Below are 18,130 nucleotides of genomic sequence, written 5' to 3'. Positions count from 1 at the left end.
AATAAGTCGCTTTGGAATTTTGTCTATGCGAAAAATTCTTCCGCAAACAGAGCACGCGGAACTATCCCCGACTTTCGCAGGCAACCGCGGTTCCGAGGCAAGCAATGCGAGTCGCGAATTCTCAAGGGGAATGCAGATAAACTCTAAGCTGCGCTGTCGAAGGGAAACATTCGACCTCGAAAGTGCTCGCTACCTTCAAGGTGCCGAGATCGCCCGCCGGAAGCAAGACCTGTCGACTGGAAGCAGCAGTTCGCGGATGAGTTGCCGCCAGCGTGCGCGGGTTTTCCGTCCCGCTCTCACGCTGCTACAGGGCAGAGCCTCTCGGCCGCAAGCTCGCGGACGCGAGTGAACTCAGGCGGCCGAGGTCTGCGGGCGCACCGGCTCTTCCAGGCCCAGGAGGAAGTTGATCTGCGGCCGGGCCTTGACCAGGTCGTCGATCGTGTATCCCTGAAGCACTTCGAAAAAGGCGTTCAGCGCCTTGCGCAGCGCGGCGTTGAGGCCGCAGCTGTCCACCAGCGGGCAGTCGATCTCGCCCGCCTCGAAGCATTCCGCCATGGCGAAACTGTCTTCCGTGACTTTGACGACGTCGAAAAGGGTGATCTCCGACGCCGGCTTCGGCAGGCGGACGCCGCCGTTGCGGCCGCGCACCGTCTCGACCAGGCCGGCTCTCGTGAGCGGCTGCAGAATCTTGAAGAGGAACAGCTCGGATACGCCGTAAGCCCTGGCAATCTCGGGAATGCGGCTGAGCTTCTCGCCGTTCGCAGCACAGTACATCAACATGCGTACCGCGTAGTTGGTTTGCTTCGTCAGACGCATTTTTTGCTCCGGATTCGATAAATTCGTGCCTCATCATATAGGACGGATCGCAGTTTGGAACAATTCCAAAAAGTGGAAATATTCACGAAGGTTATCTCTTCACCTTTTCGCTGTTGACTGACGCGCCGGCGGACGGCAGAAATATGATTGAGTTAGTTAAGTTTAAAACACGAAAAAGGAGAGAGCACCATGCAAATTTCAAAAGCGCTGATCGGAGCGCTGTCCGTAGCGGCGACGTTTCTTGCCTCTACGGCGGTCCGAGCCGACGGAGAGGTCAACATCTACTCTTACCGGCAGCCGGACCTCATTAAGCCGCTTTTGGACGCCTTCACCGAGAAGACGGGCATTGCGACCAACGTCCTCTTTCTCGACAAGGGTCTTGTCGAGCGCATCCAGGCTGAAGGCGCAAACTCTCCAGCCGACGTGATCCTGACCGTGGACATCAGCCGCCTGACCGAAGCCAAGGACGCGGGCGTGACACAGCCGGTCGTCAACGAGACCATCAACAAGGATATTCCCGACCATTTCCGGGATCCGGACGGCAACTGGTTCGGCCTGACGACACGCGGCCGCGTCGTCTATGCCTCGAAGGAGCGCGTCGCGCAGGACGACATCACCTATGAGGAACTCGCCGACCCGAAGTGGAAGGGCAAGATCTGCACCCGCGACGGCCAGCACTCCTATAATGTCGGCCTGTTCGCCTCCATGATCGCGCACCACGGCGAAGCCGAAGCGGAAAAATGGCTGACCGGCCTCAGGAACAATCTCGCCAAGAAGCCGGACGGCGGCGATCGGGACCAGGCCAAGGCGATCTTCGCCGGCGAATGCGACATTGCGCTCGGCAACAGCTACTATGTCGGCCTTATGATCACCAACGAGAAGGAGCCCGAGCAGAAGGAATGGGCTTCGGCGATCAAGGTGCTGTTCCCGAACACCAAGGACCGGGGCACGCATGTGAACATCTCCGGCATGGCGCTCGCCAAGAACGCGCCGAACAAGGAGAATGCCCTCAAGCTCATGGAATTCCTGTCGGAAGGCGAAGCGCAGAAAATCTATGCCGAACAGGTCTTCGAGTATCCGGTTCTGCCGGGCGCCGAACCATCGGACGTCGTGAAGTCCTTCGGTGAGATCAAGCCGGACACGCTGCCGCTTGCCGAAATCGCGGCAAACCGCAAGAAGGCCTCGGAAATCGTCGACAAGATCGGCTACAACGACGGCCCGCAGGACTGAGACCGACCATCGAAGCAATACGTGGACGGCGGGCGCATGCCCGCCGTTTTCGTGCCGGCTCCAGTGGGGCGAACGGTTATTCGCGCCGCCTCCTCGATCCAATCGGAGGGCCTCCCGAAGGAGGCCCCGGTCGAAGCAGGCGTTCGCTGCCGCGTTATCGCATCGTCGGTATCGAGAACTCGGCTCCATCCTTGATGCCGGACGGCCAGCGGGATGTGATCGTCTTCGTCCGCGTCCAGAATTTGATCGAGTCCGGCCCATGCTGGTTGAGGTCGCCGAAGGACGAGGATTTCCAGCCGCCGAAGGAATGGTAGGCGAGCGGAACCGGGATCGGAACATTGACGCCGACCATGCCGATATTGATGCGGGAGGCGAAGTCGCGCGCCGCATCGCCGTCGCGGGTGTAGATGGCGACACCGTTGCCGTATTCGTGCTTCATCGGCAGCGACAGGGCCTCTTCGTAATTCCTGGCACGGACGACGGACAGGACGGGTCCGAAGATTTCGGTCTTGTAGATGTCCATGTCGGGTGTGACGTCGTCGAAGAGGCAGCCGCCGATGAAGTGGCCGTTCTCATAGCCCTGCAGCTTGAAGTCGCGGCCATCGACCACGAGCTTCGCACCCTGCTCGATGCCGCTGTCGATCAGGCTGCGGATGCGCTGCTCCGCCTCCTTGGTGACGACGGGGCCCATATCGGCCTTTTCGTCGGTATAGGGACCGATGCGCAGGCTTTCGACCATCGGAACAAGCTTGTCGATCAGCCGGTTTGCGGTTTCCTCGCCGACCGGAACGGCGACCGAGATCGCCATGCAGCGCTCGCCCGCGGAACCGTAGCCGGCGCCGATGAGGGCGTTGGCCGCCTGGTCAAGGTCGGCGTCCGGCATGATGATCATGTGGTTCTTTGCGCCGCCGAAGCATTGCGCACGCTTGCCGTTCATCGCCGCCGTGCCATAGACGTAGCGGGCGATCGGGGTCGAGCCGACGAAGGAAACGGCGGCGATATCGGGATGCGTCAGGATCGCATCCACCGCGCCCTTGTCACCGTTGACGACGTTGAGGATGCCCGCCGGCAGACCGGCTTCGATCATCAGTTCGGCAAGGCGGATCGGCACGGAGGGATCGCGTTCGGAAGGCTTGAGGATGAATGCGTTACCGCAGGCGATCGCCGGGGCGAACATCCACATCGGGATCATGCCGGGGAAGTTGAACGGGGTGATGCCGGCGCCGACGCCGACCGGCTGGCGGAGCGAGTACATGTCGATGCCGGGACCGGCGCCTTCGGTGAATTCGCTCTTCTGCAGGTGTGGAATGCCGATGACGAATTCGCAGACTTCGAGGCCGCGCACGATGTCGCCCTTGGCATCGTCGATGGTCTTGCCGTGCTCGCGGGAAAGCATCTCGGCCAGCTCGTTCATGTTGTCGTTCAGGAGCTGGACGAACTTCATGAAGACGCGGGCGCGGCGCTGCGGGTTGGTTGCTGCCCATTTGGGCTGGGCAGCCTTGGCGCTCTCGACGGCGGCGGCCAGGTCCGCGTCGCTCGCCAGCGCTACGGTGCCTTGAACTTCGCCCGTTGCCGGGTTGAAGATGTTGCTGACGCGACCGCTCGTACCGGCAACGCGCTTGCCGTCGATGAAATGACCGAGTTCATACATGAGTGTTTCTCCTGACCCTTGATTGTGCCCTCATGATCGCACTACGATTTCAACAATTCAATTTCCGAATTTCAGGAACCGTTGTGCACAAATTAAAGTCCATGAAAGCGTTCGCATGAACTGGGACGACGTCCGGGTATTTCTGGCCGTCGCTCGGACGGGCCAGATCCTCGCCGCCTCGAAAAGGCTCGGCATCAATCACGCGACGCTCAGCCGGCGGGTTACCGCGCTCGAGGAAAAGCTGAAAGCGAAGCTCCTCATCCGGCGTCCCAACGGCTGCGAACTAACGGCCGAAGGCGAGGTCTTCTTTGCCGCGGCCGAGCGCATGGAAACCGAGATGCTCGCCGCCCAATCGCAGGTCGGGCGGATCGATACGGCGATCGCGGGCACGGTGCGCATCGGCGCCCCCGATGGTTTCGGCGTCTCGTTCCTGGCGCCGCGTCTCGGGCGGCTCACGGCACGTTACCCGGAACTGAAGCTCCAGCTCGTTCCTGTTCCGCGCTCCTTCTCGCTGTCGCAGCGCGAGGCCGATATCGCGATTACCATCGAACGGCCGGAACAGGGGCGGCTCGTCTCGTCCAAGCTTACCGATTATACACTGGGCCTCTACGCATCGGCAGAATATCTTGGCCGCTACGGCACACCCGGGACTGTCGACGATCTCAAGAACCATCGGCGGATCGGCTATGTGGAGGATCTGATCTTCACACCGTCGCTCAATTTCTCCAGCGAGGTCATGCGCAGCTGGAACGCCTCCTTCGAAATCTCCAGCGCTACCGGCCAGACCGAAGCCGCCCGCTCCAGCGCCGGCATCGGGATCCTGCATAACTACATCGCCCGGCAATATCCGGAGCTTGTACGCCTGCTCCCCCAAACGACGATCCGCCGCGCCTATTGGACGACCTATCACGAGAGCGCCCGCGACCTGGTGCGCGTGCGTACGGTCGCAGCGTTTCTACAGGAACTGGTGACGGCGGAGCATCAGATCTTCGTTTAGAGCGGGGTGAGGAAAACCGTATGCGGTTTCGCCCGCATCCCGCGTCTGAACTCGACCTGACATCATGAACGTCAGCCGAGCAGCATCTTCAGATGGTCGTTCAGGAAGCGCCCCTTCGGGTCCAGTTCCCTTCGCAGCGCGCGGAAGTCCCCGGCGCGCGGATAGAGATGCGTCACATCGTCGGTGTCGAGGAAATGCATCTTCCCCCAATGCGGCCGCGAGTCGTATCCGCGCAGGATCTGGTCGACGTCCTTCAGAAACGCCCAGTAATCGATCCCCGGGCCGCCCGAGACGGAGAGCGTGATGCTGTCCTGGTGATGGAAGGGGCTCATCCACGCCGGATCGCCGGCGGTGAAGCGATATTCGATCGGATAGATGCAGTTCGTATGCTTGTTGAGCATGAGATCGCGCACGGCCCTGACCGCTGCCTTGCCGTGTTCGAGGGGCACCGCATATTCGAGTTCGACGAAGTTGGGGACGTATTCGATGGGATAGACTTCCGAACTGTAGGCGATCTTTTCGAACTCGCTCTCCATGGGCGCCGCGTCGGTGATATCCATCACCTTCATTTCGCAGACATCGGCCAATTTGTTCGTGGACGAGACGGCCGAGGTATCCGGCAGGCAGTAGAGGTGACGGCTTTCCGGCGTCGGGCACCAGAAAAATCCGAAATGCCGGTGATTTGCGGCCAGTTCGTCATGGCGCTCCATGCAGGTCTCGAAGTCGTCACGCCACAGCCGCTCGTGCAGGTTATAGGCGTCCATGACGTTGAGCGTCATGGAGGAGATGACGCCGAGCGTGCCGACCGAGACCTGGGCCGCGTGGAGCAGTTCTTCGTCGCTCCCATCGATGTCGAGAATTTCCCCGTTCGCCTTGACGATCCTCATCCCGGCGATCGAAGACGCCATGTTTCCGAGCTTGATCCCGGTCCCGTGGGTTCCGGTGGTAAAGGCGCCGGCGACCGCCTGGCTGTCGATATCGCCCTGATTGATCAGCGACAGTCCGTGCTGCTTCAGCGTCTTGCCCACTTCGTTGATGCGCGTTCCGCCTGCTACGGTAATTTGCTTGCGCGCCTTGTCGACGTTCTGAACGCCCCTGAGATTTGCCAGCGACAAAAGGAGACCGCTGGTCCCGACGACCGGCGTGAAGGAGTGGCCCGAACCCGAAACGCGCACTCCGAGATCCCGCCTGTCCGCCTCTACGACCAGCTCGGCCAGTTCGGATTCGGTTTCGGGCGAGGCCTTGTATTGCGATACGCAGTACTGATTGCCTACCCAGTTCCGCCAGACTCCACCCTTCTCGAAAGCCATGTTTCTCCCCTCACACCGCTGTAAAACAATTGTCGACGAACAGATGGGCGCCGCTGACGAAGCTTGCGTCGTCGCTCGCAAGATAAAGGGCGGCCTTGGCGACCTCGTCCGGCCGGCACATCCGCCCCTGCTGGGCGGCGATCGCCGCCTCGGAGACATCGACCCCGTAGCGGGTCAGCTCCTCGACTTCCCTTTGGCCGTGCGCCGTCTGGATGAAACCGGGGCACACCGCATTGCACCGGATGTTCCGATCCCTGAACTCCACGGCGACGGATCGGGCGAACATGTGGCACGCCCCCTTGGTCGTATTGTAAAGGACCTCCATCGGCGTTGCGGCCACCGCCGATATGGAAGAGGTGCAGACGATCGATCCGCCTCCGGCGTCGATCATCTGGGGAAGGACGGCGCGGGTCATAAGGAACATGCTGCGCACGTTGACGGCCATCAGCCGGTCCCACTCGTCGACCGTGGTCTCCAGAAACGGCCGAATGACGATGGTGCCCGCGTGATTGAACAGGACCGTGATCGGTCCGAGTTCTCCCGAAACCCTCTCCACCGCTTGCGTTACCTGACGTTCGTCCGACACGTCGGCCGAGGCGAATGCCGCTCTGAAGCCCTCGCTGCGGAGGCGGGCGGCGATGGCCTCGCCATCGCTCTGCGGGAGATCCACGATCCCGACCGCTGCGCCCTCCCGAGCGAAAAGTTCGGTGGCGGCGAGACCACACCCCCCTGCCCCGCCGCTGATAAGCGCAATTTTTCCGTCCAGTCGACCAGCCACGTGCTCCTCCAGCCGTCGTCGTGCTGCCTGCCGGCGCGGACTGGAGGACAGCTCTCTCGGCGTATTGATGTCCAGGTCGGCTAAGGCAGCTATGATGCTTGTTCCACTTGGTCAGATTGCCGCAGCGTGACGAAGCAGTCTATATTCCAAAGGTGATAAGGTCGGGGCCACATCCCCGACGCAACGAGGATCGAGTGCAGAAGACCGAAGTGCCAGACCTATCGGCCATTGCCACTGTCGTGGGACAGATCGGCAGGCCGACATTGCCGGACGCGCTGGACGACATGCTCGCGAGAGTGGCACCGTTCGACCTGTCGGCGATCTTCGGCTTCCCCTTTGATTCAAGGCCGCTGCTCTTGCACGACGGCTATCGGCAGCATGCCGAGGCCTCGGCTCTCAAAGCCTATCTCGACGGCGCGTATCTGTTCGACCCTTTCTACACTGCCTGCACAGAGAACCTTCAGCCGGGGATCTGGCGAATGCGGGAGCTCGCCCCGGACGAATTCTTCGATTCCGAATTCTACAGTTCCAGAGAGGTTCACCCCTGCATCTCCATGCAGGCCGGCTCACTCGTGGAGGAAATCGGCTTTCTCATCCCGCTGGAGGGAGGCTTCAATGCCGTGTATTCGCTCATGCGTTCGCAAGGCCTTCCTTTTTCAGCCGACGAGGTGGAAAGACTGAAGCAGATCGAGCCCTTCGTTCGCGAAACGGTGCGCTCGCACTGGCGCGACGCGCGCGCGAATGATCGTCAGCTCCGTCTGGACGACCTCATGGAGACGGCCTTCGCTTCGTTTTGCGAGGATCGCCTTACTTACCAGCAGCGGCGAATCGTGCAGCTTATTCTGAGGGGGAACAGCAATTATGCGATTGGACAGATACTCTCCGTGACGGAAGGAACCGTCAAACTGCATAGGCAGAACATCTACAAGAGACTGAACATCTCGAGCCAGCGGGAACTTTTTGCGATGTTCGTGGAGCGGCTACTGCCCCCACTTCCTCCGGAAGCACGGTAATAACCTATCGGCTCTTTCGCCGTCCGGGCATTCGACCACAAACACGAGCCTTGCGGATCGTGGACCGGCTGGAAGGGTATGTCTTGAAAGAAATGGTACGGTTGGGTGGTCTCGAACCACCGACCTCAGGTGCCACAAACCTGCGCTCTAACCAACTGAGCTACAACCGCACTCGACAGGCGACTCCAATGTTATTCGGGTCGTCGCTTGGCGGCTCACATACGGTCACTCACACCGATTTGCAAGCCTTAAGTTCAGATTATCCAGCAAAAAGACCGGATGGCAAGCCACCCGGTCTTTGCTTCGAATCCGATTGATACGGCGCGGCCGATCAGCCCTTCTTGAGGCTGGACATCGCCTTTTCCGCGGCATCCTTGCCGGGCTTGGCAACGTTCTCGGCGACCTTGCGCGTTGCTTCCTGCATCGTCTTCGCCTGCTCGACGGCAAGCTCTGCCTGCTTGCGGATGAAGGCGGTCTGCAGTTCGACGAGTTCGGAGAGCGACCTTACGCCGAGCAGAGCTTCCATGTGCGAGAGCGAGCTTTCGGCATTGGTGCGCAGCGCGTCGATGGCCTTGAGGCCGAGTTCGACGGTGCCCGATTGAGCGCTCTCGACCGTCGCTTCGACAGTCTTCGCTGCTTCCTCGGTCGCGGTCTTCATCTTGGCGTAAGCTTCCTTCGACTGCGCGGCGCCCTTTTCGGCGAATTCGCGGAAGCTGTCGGCAAACTTGGTCGGGTCGAAAGAGAGAGAAAATGCGTCTTCGGTCTTCCTGGTAGCCATTTCATGCGCTCCTTGGTGTGGCCCTCTTCAGAGGCGCCGTTTTGATTGATGACGGTTCTATAGCGGATTTGTTTGTGCGTTGCAATAAATTTGTGCAGCGCACAATAAACCGCGCACATTAACCTTCCGCGCCGAAAGACGTGGCCGAGGCCGCACCGTTGCTGGACCCTCGCCGATGGGCTGGGTATTAATAGAGCGTTAACGCGCAAGCGATCCGTCAGTAGGTCTGCCGATGCCCGAAAGACAGTACCCCTTCATCGACATTGCCGTGCATGCACGGGTGCGGGAGCATTTTGCCCGGGGGGATGCGTCCGTCCTTTTTTCGAAGAGTGTCGCGCGGGTGCTATGGGCCAACGACCAGGGCGCAAAGCTGTTCGGGACGGCCTCGGTCTACGATTTCATCGATACCGAACTCGATCCGAGCGATCTTTCGCTTCGCCAGCTGCGCGCCGCCGCGGCGCAGCTCGCCGCCGTCGGGGACCGCCGGCAGCTTCTGATCCGTATGGCATCGGGCTTTCGCCGGCTTCCGCTCAACGCCGCCGTGGAGATGATCCGCATCGCACCCGGGGAAGAGGCAATTCTGTTCACCGCGCCGAACAAGGGCAAGGCGCTTTCGGCCGAGGCCCGCGCCGAGGCTATGATTGCCGGGCTCGACGGCCCGGACACGCACATGGCCGTGCTCGATAGCGACGGGTCCATCATTGCCGGCTCGCCCGGCTTCGAGAGTCTTGGCCTTTCGGCGGATATTCGCCGAACGCTCGTTGCAGCCGCTGCGAACGACAAGGATCGCCTGATCAAGCGTCCGGTCGCGACGGAAAAAGGGCGCCTGCCGGCTGCAGTCGGCAAGATTTCGGACCACCCGGCCCTTCACCTGCTCTTCGCAGTCGAGGCAGTGCTGGAAAAACCGGAGACCGGAGAGGCCGTCGGCGGAACAACGCAGGAGCAGGCGATCCCCGCCGCACCTGCGCCGTCGAGCGAAACACGAGAGGCGGTTCCTCCGTCCGCGACACCGGCGGAGACGGACCAGGCGGAGGCGCCCGTTGAGGAAGCCGAGGCCCCGGAGGCGGCTGCAGCGAGAGAACACGAAGTGCCTGTCGAGAACGGCACCGCGGAGGATGCGCAAGGGGAGCTCGCTCCGAAGGACGAGGCCGAGGCGGCCGATCTCGCCGAGCCTGAAACGCCGCTTGAAGCCGAACCGGCTTCCGGCGAACCGGCTGGCGATGCGAATCGTGGCGGCGAAACCGCCGACTTTGCGTTTGCGGCCGGCGGACGGGCGGTTCGGTTCGTCTGGAAGATCGACGCGGAGGGACGTTTCAGCGAAATCTCCGAAGAGTTCGCGTCAGCCGTCGGCCCGAAGGCCGCCGACGTGATCGGCGTGACCTTCACCGATCTCGCCGACCGCTACGATCTCGACCCCGACGACAAGATCAACGAGCTTCTGCACCGCCGCGATACCTGGTCCGGCAAAACGATCTTCTGGCCGGTCCAGGGAACCAATCTCAAGGTGCCGGTCGATCTCGCCGCCCTTCCCACCTATTCCCGTTCGCGCGAGTTCGACGGCTTCCGCGGCTTCGGCATTGTCAGGGTCGCCGACGCCGTGCCGGACGCGAAGGCGGCCGGGCTTTCGCTCGACCGGCCGGCACCGGCGCAGATCGCGCAGGCTTCAAGCGACATGTCGGCTGAGGGCGCCGATGCGCCGCAGGCTGAAGCTGGCTCCAGGACCGGCCCTGCCGCCGAGAGCGGGAAAGATGCGGCCGAGGTTGCACAGGACGTATCGGAAGACCCTTTCCGCGGCGAACAGCCCGCGCTGCGGGTCGTCGAAACGGCCGGACGGCAGGCCTCCGACAAGGTCATCGACCTCGACGAGCGCCGACCGGCGGGAGCCGGCGCGCTGACCCGCGGCGAGCAGGCGGCCTTCCGCGAGATTGCAAGGCAGCTCGGCGAGCATTTCGCCCCTCAACCGCTGCCGCAGGAGGGCAAATCCGAAGGCCGGCACGCAACGGACACCTCCCTGAGCACGCCGGCTGCCATGGAAGAAAGCCGACAGACGGAGGAAGCCGAGGCGCCAGGCGGACGGCACGATGCGACGCCGGCGGGCGAGACCCCTGCTGCGGCAACGGAGCCCGGCCTCGCCGCACGCAACGGCGCAGCCATGAGCAGCGAGATCCTCGACAGGCTGCCGGTCGCGTTGCTGGTTCACCATGGCGACGCCTTGCTGCATGCCAATGCGGAATTCCTGCGGCTGACCGGATATGAGGATCTCGAAGCCTTCGAGCAGGAGGGTGGCCTCGAGGCCCTGTTCGCTCTCGGAAACGAGGCAGGCGCGGCAAAGCCGAACGGAACCATGACGCTGGTCCGCAAGGATGGCAGGCTCGTTCCCGTCGGCGCCCACCTGCATTCGATCCGCTGGGAAGGAAAGAGCGCGCTGATGCTTGCGCTGACCCCGGCCGGCGCAAGCGAAGCGGAGAAGCAGGCGCTCGAAGACGAAGGAGCGGCAGAAGCAAGCCGGCTCCGGATGGAGATCGACGAGCTCCGATCGATTCTGGAAACCGCGACCGATGGGGTCGTGGTCCTCGGAAGGGACGGCGACATCCGGACGATGAACCGCTCCGCAAGCGCGCTTTTCGACTATGACGAGGCCGATATGCGCGGAAAGCCGTTCGCCGCGCTCTTCGCCCATGAGAGCCAGAAGGCGGTGATCGACTATCTCCAGGGCCTTTCCGGCCACGGCGTCGCAAGCGTGCTCAACGATGGCCGGGAAGTGATCGGCCGCGAGGCCGCCGGCGGCTTCATTCCGCTGTTCATGACCATCGGTCGGCTCTCCTCCTCCAATGGTTACTGCGCCGTCATCCGCGACATCACCCAGTGGAAGCGGACCGAAGAGGAACTTCGCAACGCCAAGCGCGCCGCCGAGACGGCAAATGCTCACAAGACGGAATTCCTGGCCCGGGTCAGCCACGAGATCCGCACGCCGCTCAACGCCATTATCGGGTTTTCCGACATGATGGCCAGCGAGCATTTCGGCCCCATCGGCCATCCGCGCTATATCGAATATGCCGGCGACATCGGCCGGTCGGGACGGCATGTCCTCGACATCGTCAACGATCTGCTCGACATCTCGAAGATCGAGGCCGGCGAGATGGATCTCGACTTCGGCGCCGTTGATCTCAATGAGGCCGTTTCCGAGGCCGTGTCGCTGGTGCAGCCGCAGGCCAATAGCCAGCGCGTGATCATCCGCACCTCGCTGTCGGGCTCCGTGCCGGAAGTCGTCGCCGACGACCGTTCGATCAAGCAGATCGCCCTGAACATCCTCGCGAATGCCATCCGCTTTACGCCGTCGGGCGGCCAGATCGTCGTGTCGACGTCCTACGAGGCCAATGGCAGCGTCATGCTGAGAATCCGCGACACCGGCATCGGCATGACCCGCAACGAGCTCGACCAGGCGATGAAGCCCTTCCGTCAGGTCACGACCGGCGGCCGCAAGCGTGGCGATGGCACCGGCCTCGGCCTGCCGCTGACGAAGGCGATGGCGGAAGCGAACCGAGCGCAGTTTGCCATCACTTCGGCCCCGAACGAGGGCACACTGGTGGAAATATCCTTTCCCTCACAACGCGTCTTGGCCAATTGAAACCGAATGCTGTAAGGAAATGTTGACCTGAAGGAACCAGTTTGTCGGTTCTCGAAGGTTGAGGAAACTGCGGGCCGTTTCCTCACTCGTCATTTCGATCGGCATTGCTTCGGACGGATCGTTTGCACTTCACCGCCAAAAGCCTCAAGCGGCGCTACGCCAGCTCCGGCACCGGCCTTCACCATCCGCTGCTCACCGGCTGGGCCGGACTCGCCTCCGCCGTCGTGCTCATGCCGATTCTTGCCATTGCGTGGCTCGCCATTTCCGGCGGCACCGCAGACTGGCCGCATCTCATCGAAAACGTGATCCCGCGCGCAACCGGTCGCACGCTTCTCCTGGTCCTGTTCACCGGCACCGCCACCGCCGTGATCGGCATCGTCACCGCCTGGCTGGTGGCAACCTATGAATTTCCGTTACGCCGCTTCCTTTCCGCGGCCCTGGTGCTGCCGCTTGCCATACCGGCCTATCTTTCGGCCTATGCCTTCGGGGAGCTGCTCACCTTCACCGGCCCTGTGCAGGGTCTGATCCGAGCCCTCTTCGGATTTCAGACGAGCCGCGATTACTGGTTTCCCGACGTGCGCTCCCTCGGCGGGGCCGTGCTCGTGCTGAGCTCGGTGCTCTATCCCTATATCTATCTCGCCTGCCGCTCCATGTTCCTCATGCAGGGCCGCGCTGCCGCGGACGTAGCCCGGACGCTCGGCGCCGGACCGCTGAAGGTCTTCTTTCGCGTCCAGCTTCCGATGGCGCGGCCGGCGATCATGATCGGCCTCACGCTCGTTGCCATGGAAACGCTGAACGATATCGGGGCGGTCGAATTTCTTGGCGTGCAGACCCTGACCTTCTCCATCTTCGACACCTGGCTCAACCGCGGCAGCCTCGCCGGCGCGGCGCAGATCGCCTGCATCATGCTGGTTTTCGTCATCGCGCTGATGATGGTCGAGAGGGCGGCGCGCCGCAGACAGCGCTTTGCGAGCCAGAAGACCACGGCCGCAGTTCACGATGCCGCGCGGCTGAAACTTTCCGGCTGGAAGAAATGGGCAGCGACGGCCGCCTGCCTTCTGCCGACACTGTCGGGCTTTGCCGTTCCCTTCCTCGTTCTGGGCGACTATGCCCTGAAACGCCTCGACCAGTTCCTGGCGCCGCGCCTCCTGAGTGCGCTGCTGCACAGCATCCTCGTCTCCGGCCTGACGGCGTTTGCGACCGTGCTCCTGGGTTTCGTGCTCGCCTATGCCGCGCGCACCGGGCGTTCGCGCATCAGCGATATCGCCGGGCGGCTCGCCTCCTTCGGCTATGGCGTGCCCGGGACGGTCCTGGCAATCGGGGTGCTCTTTCCGCTCGCGGCCCTGGACAACGCCATCGACGCCGAGATGCGGGGGCTTTTCGGGATTTCCACCGGCCTGCTCATGAGCGGCACCGGCTTTGCCATCATCTATGCCTGCACGGTCCGGTTCCTGACCATGGCGGAAGGGACGCTCGAGGCCGGCTTCCAGAAACTGTCGCCGCATCTGGACATGGCCGCACGCGCGCTCGGACGCACGAGCGGCCAGACGCTGCGGGCGGTCCTCCTGCCCATGATGCGGCCCGCAGTGCTGACGGCCGCGCTCCTCGTCTTCATAGAGACGATGAAAGAGCTTTCCGCGACCATCATGCTGCGTCCGTTCAATTTCAATACGCTCGCGACGCTGGTCTACGAGGATGCCTCGCGGGCGAAGGTGGAAGACGCCTCCGTTGCGGCGATGATCATCGTCCTGGCCGGGATGGTCCCCGTCATCCTCGTGTCCCGGTCGCTCGAACGCAGGTCATAGACGAATTCAGCTCTTGAGTTCCTCCAGCCCCGCGAAGAGGTCGAGAGCGTCCGGGTTCGCCAGCGCTTCCTTGTTCTTGACCGGTCGGCCGTGCACCACGTCGCGCACAGCCAGTTCGACGATCTTGCCGGACTTGGTGCGAGGGATGTCGGCGACGGCGATGATCTTCGCCGGCACGTGCCGCGGCGAGGCGCCGGACCGGATGCGGTTCCTGATCTCCCTTGTCAGTCCTTCGGTCAGCTCGACTCCGGAGGCCAGCCGCACGAACAGGACGACGCGGACATCGTCCTCCCAGTCCTGGCCGATGCAGAGTGCTTCGGCGACTTCATCCATCTGTTCGACCTGGTTGTAGATTTCCGCCGTGCCGATGCGCACGCCGCCGGGATTCAATGTCGCGTCGGAGCGGCCGTGGATGACGATGCCGCCATGCGGCGTCCATTCGGCAAAATCGCCGTGGCACCAGACGTTGTCGAAGCGGTCGAAATAGGCGGCTCGATACTTCGCACCGTCCGGATCGTTCCAGAACATGACTGGCATCGACGGAAACGCCCTGGTGCAGACGAGTTCGCCCTTTTCGCCGCGCACCGGCTTGCCTTCGTCGTTCCAGACATCGACGGCGAGGCCGAGGCCGGGGCCCTGGATCTCTCCGCGCCACACGGGCTTCAGGGGATTGCCGAGCACGAAGCAGGAGACGATGTCGGTGCCGCCGGAAATCGAGGCGAGCTGGACATCGGCCTTGATGCCGTCATAGACGAAGGAGAAGCCCTCCGGCGAAAGCGGCGAGCCGGTGGACGTGATGAGCCGCAAGGACGACAAGTCGTGCGTCTTTGCCGGGGTGAATCCACCCTTGCGCACGGCGTCGATATATTTCGCCGACGTGCCGAACACGGCGAAGCGTTCGGCGGCGGCATAATCGAAGAGCACGTTGCCGTCGGGGCAAAAAGGTGAGCCGTCATAGAGGCACAGCGTTGCGCCTACGGCGAGGCCCGAGGCCAGCCAGTTCCACATCATCCAGCCGCAGGTGGTGAAATAGAACAGCCGCTCGCCGTCCCTCAGCCCGCAATGGAAGCGATGTTCCTTGAGATGCTGCAGCAGCGTTCCGCCGGCAGAATGGACGATGCATTTGGGTACGCCGGTCGTGCCCGAGGAGAACAGTATATAGAGCGGGTGGCTGAACGGCAGGCGCTCGAAGGCAAGCGGTCCGGCCTGGAATTCGGCGATGAAATCGGCAAGCGTCACCCCGCCATCGACGGTCCGCGCAAGCGCGGCACTGTCTCCGGCATAGGGAACGATGACGGTCGGCGCCCCGAGCGCCTTGGCCACCGCACGCACCTTCGCGTCCACGTCCTGCCGCTTGCCGTTATACCAGTAGCCGTCGCAAACGACGAAGAGCTTGGGGGCGATCTGGCCGAAGCGATCGAGAACGCCCTGCTCGCCGAAATCGGGCGAACAGGACGACCAGATGGCGCCGACCGAAGCGGTCGCAAGCATGAGGGCGATCGTCTCCGGCATATTCGGCATCATAGCGGCGACGCGGTCGCCGACGCCGATCCCCTGCGCCTTCAGCGCCTGTTGCAGACGCGACACCAGGGCGCGCAGTTCGTCCCAGGTCAGCCGATAGCTCACCTGGTCCTCGCCGCGGAAGATCAGGGCATCGCCGGTCCCCGACTTGCGCAGCAGGTTTTCGGCGAAATTGAGCTTCGCTTCCGGAAAGAAGCGGGCGTCGAGCATCCGGTCGCCGTCGACGAGCGCCCTTTCTCCGCCTTCGCCGATCACCTTGCAATGCTCCCATACGGCGGTCCAGAAATCGCCGCGCTCGGTCACCGACCAGTCGTGAAAGGCATCATAGTCGGGGAAGCTGCGCCCGAAGCGCTCCCCGCACCAGGCGATGAACTCAGCCATCGGGCTGCGCTCGAGAATTTCCCTGTCCGGAATCCATAAAGGCCGTTCTGCTTGCATGCTTTCCTCCGCTCTTCGGACTTTTCTATATCATGCTGCAGCGCGGAACAAACAGTGCGGATGCGGCTCCGCATGATCGCGACGGCGACATTTCCATGTCAGTGGCATTTGCATTATGCAGGCCGAAGTCCTATCCAAGCGGCTTACCCGAGGCGATGGCAGTCCGACCGAAATGACGAGGAAGATGTTCCAGATATTGGGCGATTCGCGCCTGTGGGCGCGGCTTCGCCGGCGCCACCTCGTTTGGTCGGCCGCCATAGGCATCGCCCTCGCCGCCGCATACAATGCCGCGCTGCCGCTCGTGGTTTCGACGACCGAGGCCCGCGCGGCGATGGAGCGGATGCTCGACGACTGGTCGGGCGGGAAAAGCAAGATCAGCGGCGAGCCGGAAGTCCGGTTCTGGCCGGAACCCGTGGTGACGCTCCCCGCAACGACGATCGTCTCCACCGGACCCGAACCGCGCCCGCTTGCAGAGATCGGCCGCATCACCGCTTCGTTCAGCCTGCTTTCCGCACTTCGTGGCGAACAGGCTCTTGACGAGATCACGCTCGTCGATCCGGTCCTCACGCTCGAGCGCGGGGCCGACGGCGCGTTCAACTGGCAAAAACCGGACTGGCTGGTGCCGCCGGGCAATACCGTGCCGCGTGACGAGGCTCCCTTCGGAGACATCACCATCGAGAATGGCCGCTTCCGCGTTGTCGACCACATGGCGCCAACCGGTGAGGGAATAGACGTCGCGGGGATTTCCGGTACCCTCAAATGGCCTTCCTTCGGAGGGCGGCTGAGCGCACAATTCTCGGCGCTCATCGGCGGCGAAGCGGTGGGCTGGGCCTTCGTATGCGAGGAGCCGCTCGCCCTCTTTGCCAGGCGCAACGCCGCTCTCAAGACATCGCTCACCTCGGCTCCGTTGACCTTTTCGTTCGAGGGTACCGGCAATTTCTCCACCCAGCCTTTCGCCTTCGGCCATCTGCAGATGTCCGCACCTTCACTGGCAGCACTTGCCGCGTGGTACCGTGGGGCTCCGGATGCGGGATTGCCTCCGGGCGGGTTCAGTATCGATACGAGGGTGACCACCGGTGAGACGGCGTTGAAGCTCGAGGACCTGCAGCTGGCGGTCGGCGAAGCCACGGCGACGGGCGTTCTGGATGTGCAATTGCCGTCCGGCAAGGAGCCGCGCGTGGAAGGCACGCTCGCCTTCGACCGGATCGACCTCAACGGCTTGCCCCTGGCAACGCTGAAGCCGGCGCAGGAGGACGGCCGCGGATGGCGGATGGCCCAGGCTCTTGTCGGGGGCTGGCGTCTGGATGTCCGGCTGTCGTCCCAGGAAGTCCTGGCCGGTCCGTTGCACCTGACCGATGTCGCTGCCGGGGTGATGATCGATGGAAGCCGGGTTTCGCTCGACATCGGCGACAGCACCTATGCGAATGGCAGGCTGAGCGGCCGCGCCGTGCTCTCGGAAAAAGGGCTGGGGCAAGGCGGCAAGCTGCAGATGAACCTGAGAGACGCCGACTTCGCTGCCGTCCTCGACAGCTTCGGCCTCCAGGGTCCCGTTCCGACCGGCCGGGGCGTTCTCAGCGTCGATCTTGCCACCGGCCGCCCCCTCTGGGAGACGGGGATCGCCGATGTCTTCGGCCGTCTCGATTATTCGCTCACCAACGGCAGGCTCGCCGATTTCGACGTTCACGCCTTCACCGATCTCGTGCGCAAGGGGGAATTCTTCTCCCTGTCGCAGGCAAGCGACGGCACGCTCGAGTTCCAGACGGCAGACATCGAGGCGACCTTCGGCAGCGGCACCGCACGGCTGGACCGGGCCGCTTTCGTCGGCCCCGCCGGCAATATTTCGGTGACCGGCGTCATCCCTTATCGAAGCGGCAGTCTCGCCCTGGCGGGAACGCTCGCGGGCCCCGAGGCCGGCAAGGAGCCGCTGCAATTCTTCATCGGCGGGTCCTGGCCGAACGCAGTAATCTCACCGCTGTCGGTTCTCCTCAGTCCACAGTAACATCTTTGAGACAACGCACTTCCGGACGGAAAACCGTTACACACTTTTCGTGGAAGTGCTTTGAAGCCTGTTGAGATTTTCGCAGCGGCTTGTTTGATCTCCTCACCCCTGTGCTCGTGAGAGATGAGGAGGAAAAATAGATGGCACTCCTCCGAGCAGCCGTCAC

General features: G+C 62.8%; 12 protein-coding genes and 1 tRNA gene. 6 read left to right on the top strand and 7 right to left on the bottom strand.

The window, feature by feature from the left end:
- Nucleotides 1-351: 351 nt before the first annotated feature.
- Nucleotides 352-816 (bottom strand): iron-responsive transcriptional regulator RirA, encoded by a 465-nt coding sequence (rirA, locus tag BHD07_RS05395; RefSeq protein ID WP_018094280.1) that lies wholly within the window; start codon nucleotides 814-816, stop codon nucleotides 352-354.
- A 189-nt stretch (nucleotides 817-1,005) separates the two neighbouring features.
- Between rirA and BHD07_RS05390 the strand changes: the two genes are divergently transcribed.
- Complete coding sequence (locus tag BHD07_RS05390; protein WP_338278275.1) at nucleotides 1,006-2,046, top strand: Fe(3+) ABC transporter substrate-binding protein; 1,041 nt, start codon at nucleotides 1,006-1,008, stop codon at nucleotides 2,044-2,046.
- Nucleotides 2,047-2,200: 154 nt separating this feature from the next.
- On the opposite strand, the gene BHD07_RS05385 is transcribed toward BHD07_RS05390, so the two are convergent.
- Entirely contained in the window at nucleotides 2,201-3,697 is a 1,497-nt protein-coding gene (locus BHD07_RS05385) for a CoA-acylating methylmalonate-semialdehyde dehydrogenase (protein ID WP_338278273.1), read from the bottom strand.
- Nucleotides 3,698-3,812: 115 nt separating this feature from the next.
- On the opposite strand from BHD07_RS05385, the gene BHD07_RS05380 reads away from it, so the two are divergent.
- Nucleotides 3,813-4,694, top strand: a complete 882-nt coding sequence (locus BHD07_RS05380) for a LysR family transcriptional regulator (protein ID WP_100669493.1) — start codon at nucleotides 3,813-3,815, stop codon at nucleotides 4,692-4,694.
- 71 nt (nucleotides 4,695-4,765) lie between these two features.
- On the opposite strand, the gene BHD07_RS05375 is transcribed toward BHD07_RS05380, so the two are convergent.
- Nucleotides 4,766-6,004, bottom strand: a complete 1,239-nt coding sequence (locus tag BHD07_RS05375) for a D-arabinono-1,4-lactone oxidase (protein WP_338278271.1) — start codon at nucleotides 6,002-6,004, stop codon at nucleotides 4,766-4,768.
- A gap of 10 nt (nucleotides 6,005-6,014) precedes the next feature.
- Complete coding sequence (locus BHD07_RS05370; RefSeq protein WP_100669497.1) at nucleotides 6,015-6,782, bottom strand: SDR family NAD(P)-dependent oxidoreductase; 768 nt, start codon at nucleotides 6,780-6,782, stop codon at nucleotides 6,015-6,017.
- 194 nt (nucleotides 6,783-6,976) lie between these two features.
- Between BHD07_RS05370 and BHD07_RS05365 the strand changes: the two genes are divergently transcribed.
- A complete protein-coding gene (locus BHD07_RS05365; protein ID WP_338278269.1) occupies nucleotides 6,977-7,795 on the top strand; it encodes a helix-turn-helix transcriptional regulator in 819 nt (272 codons plus the stop codon).
- A 93-nt stretch (nucleotides 7,796-7,888) separates the two neighbouring features.
- Here the strand turns inward: BHD07_RS05365 and BHD07_RS05360 are convergent.
- Together BHD07_RS05360 and phaP1 are read right to left on the bottom strand one after the other, a co-directional pair.
- Nucleotides 7,889-7,965 (bottom strand) — tRNA-His (locus BHD07_RS05360).
- 161 nt (nucleotides 7,966-8,126) lie between these two features.
- Nucleotides 8,127-8,573, bottom strand: a complete 447-nt coding sequence (gene phaP1, locus BHD07_RS05355; protein WP_003527110.1) for a phasin PhaP1 — start codon at nucleotides 8,571-8,573, stop codon at nucleotides 8,127-8,129.
- A 232-nt stretch (nucleotides 8,574-8,805) separates the two neighbouring features.
- Here phaP1 and BHD07_RS05350 point away from each other — a divergent pair, with 232 nt between their 5' ends.
- Both BHD07_RS05350 and BHD07_RS05345 read left to right on the top strand, forming a co-directional pair.
- On the top strand, nucleotides 8,806-12,201 hold the full coding sequence (locus BHD07_RS05350; RefSeq protein WP_338278265.1) for a PAS domain S-box protein: 3,396 nt from the start codon (nucleotides 8,806-8,808) through the stop codon (nucleotides 12,199-12,201).
- Between the two features lie 122 nt (nucleotides 12,202-12,323).
- On the top strand, nucleotides 12,324-14,006 hold the full coding sequence (locus BHD07_RS05345; RefSeq protein ID WP_275596735.1) for an ABC transporter permease: 1,683 nt from the start codon (nucleotides 12,324-12,326) through the stop codon (nucleotides 14,004-14,006).
- A 6-nt stretch (nucleotides 14,007-14,012) separates the two neighbouring features.
- On the opposite strand, the gene BHD07_RS05340 is transcribed toward BHD07_RS05345, so the two are convergent.
- Complete coding sequence (locus BHD07_RS05340) at nucleotides 14,013-15,965, bottom strand: acetoacetate--CoA ligase (protein WP_338278262.1); 1,953 nt, start codon at nucleotides 15,963-15,965, stop codon at nucleotides 14,013-14,015.
- A gap of 172 nt (nucleotides 15,966-16,137) precedes the next feature.
- On the opposite strand from BHD07_RS05340, the gene BHD07_RS05335 reads away from it, so the two are divergent.
- Nucleotides 16,138-17,964 (top strand): AsmA family protein, encoded by a 1,827-nt coding sequence (locus BHD07_RS05335; protein ID WP_338278261.1) that lies wholly within the window; start codon nucleotides 16,138-16,140, stop codon nucleotides 17,962-17,964.
- Nucleotides 17,965-18,130 lie beyond the last annotated feature (166 nt).

The organism is Sinorhizobium sp. KGO-5 (genome assembly GCF_036245905.1).
In the GTDB taxonomy this organism is placed as follows: Bacteria; Pseudomonadota; Alphaproteobacteria; order Rhizobiales; family Rhizobiaceae; genus Sinorhizobium; species Sinorhizobium meliloti_A.
The sequence above is the reverse complement of the archived record's forward strand: the minus strand, read 5'-3'. Positions and strand labels throughout refer to the sequence as shown.

What these genes read in the sequence shown, in the direction of transcription:
- rirA (WP_018094280.1), bottom strand. Translation starts at nt 816, where the DNA reads ATGCGTCTGACGAAGCAAACCAACTACGCGGTACGCATGTTGATGTAC.
- BHD07_RS05390 (WP_338278275.1), top strand. Translation starts at nt 1,006, where the DNA reads ATGCAAATTTCAAAAGCGCTGATCGGAGCGCTGTCCGTAGCGGCGACG.
- BHD07_RS05385 (WP_338278273.1), bottom strand. Translation starts at nt 3,697, where the DNA reads ATGTATGAACTCGGTCATTTCATCGACGGCAAGCGCGTTGCCGGTACG.
- BHD07_RS05380 (WP_100669493.1), top strand. Translation starts at nt 3,813, where the DNA reads ATGAACTGGGACGACGTCCGGGTATTTCTGGCCGTCGCTCGGACGGGC.
- BHD07_RS05375 (WP_338278271.1), bottom strand. Translation starts at nt 6,004, where the DNA reads ATGGCTTTCGAGAAGGGTGGAGTCTGGCGGAACTGGGTAGGCAATCAG.
- phaP1 (WP_003527110.1), bottom strand. Translation starts at nt 8,573, where the DNA reads ATGGCTACCAGGAAGACCGAAGACGCATTTTCTCTCTCTTTCGACCCG.
- BHD07_RS05350 (WP_338278265.1), top strand. Translation starts at nt 8,806, where the DNA reads ATGCCCGAAAGACAGTACCCCTTCATCGACATTGCCGTGCATGCACGG.
- BHD07_RS05340 (WP_338278262.1), bottom strand. Translation starts at nt 15,965, where the DNA reads ATGCAAGCAGAACGGCCTTTATGGATTCCGGACAGGGAAATTCTCGAG.
- BHD07_RS05335 (WP_338278261.1), top strand. Translation starts at nt 16,138, where the DNA reads ATGACGAGGAAGATGTTCCAGATATTGGGCGATTCGCGCCTGTGGGCG.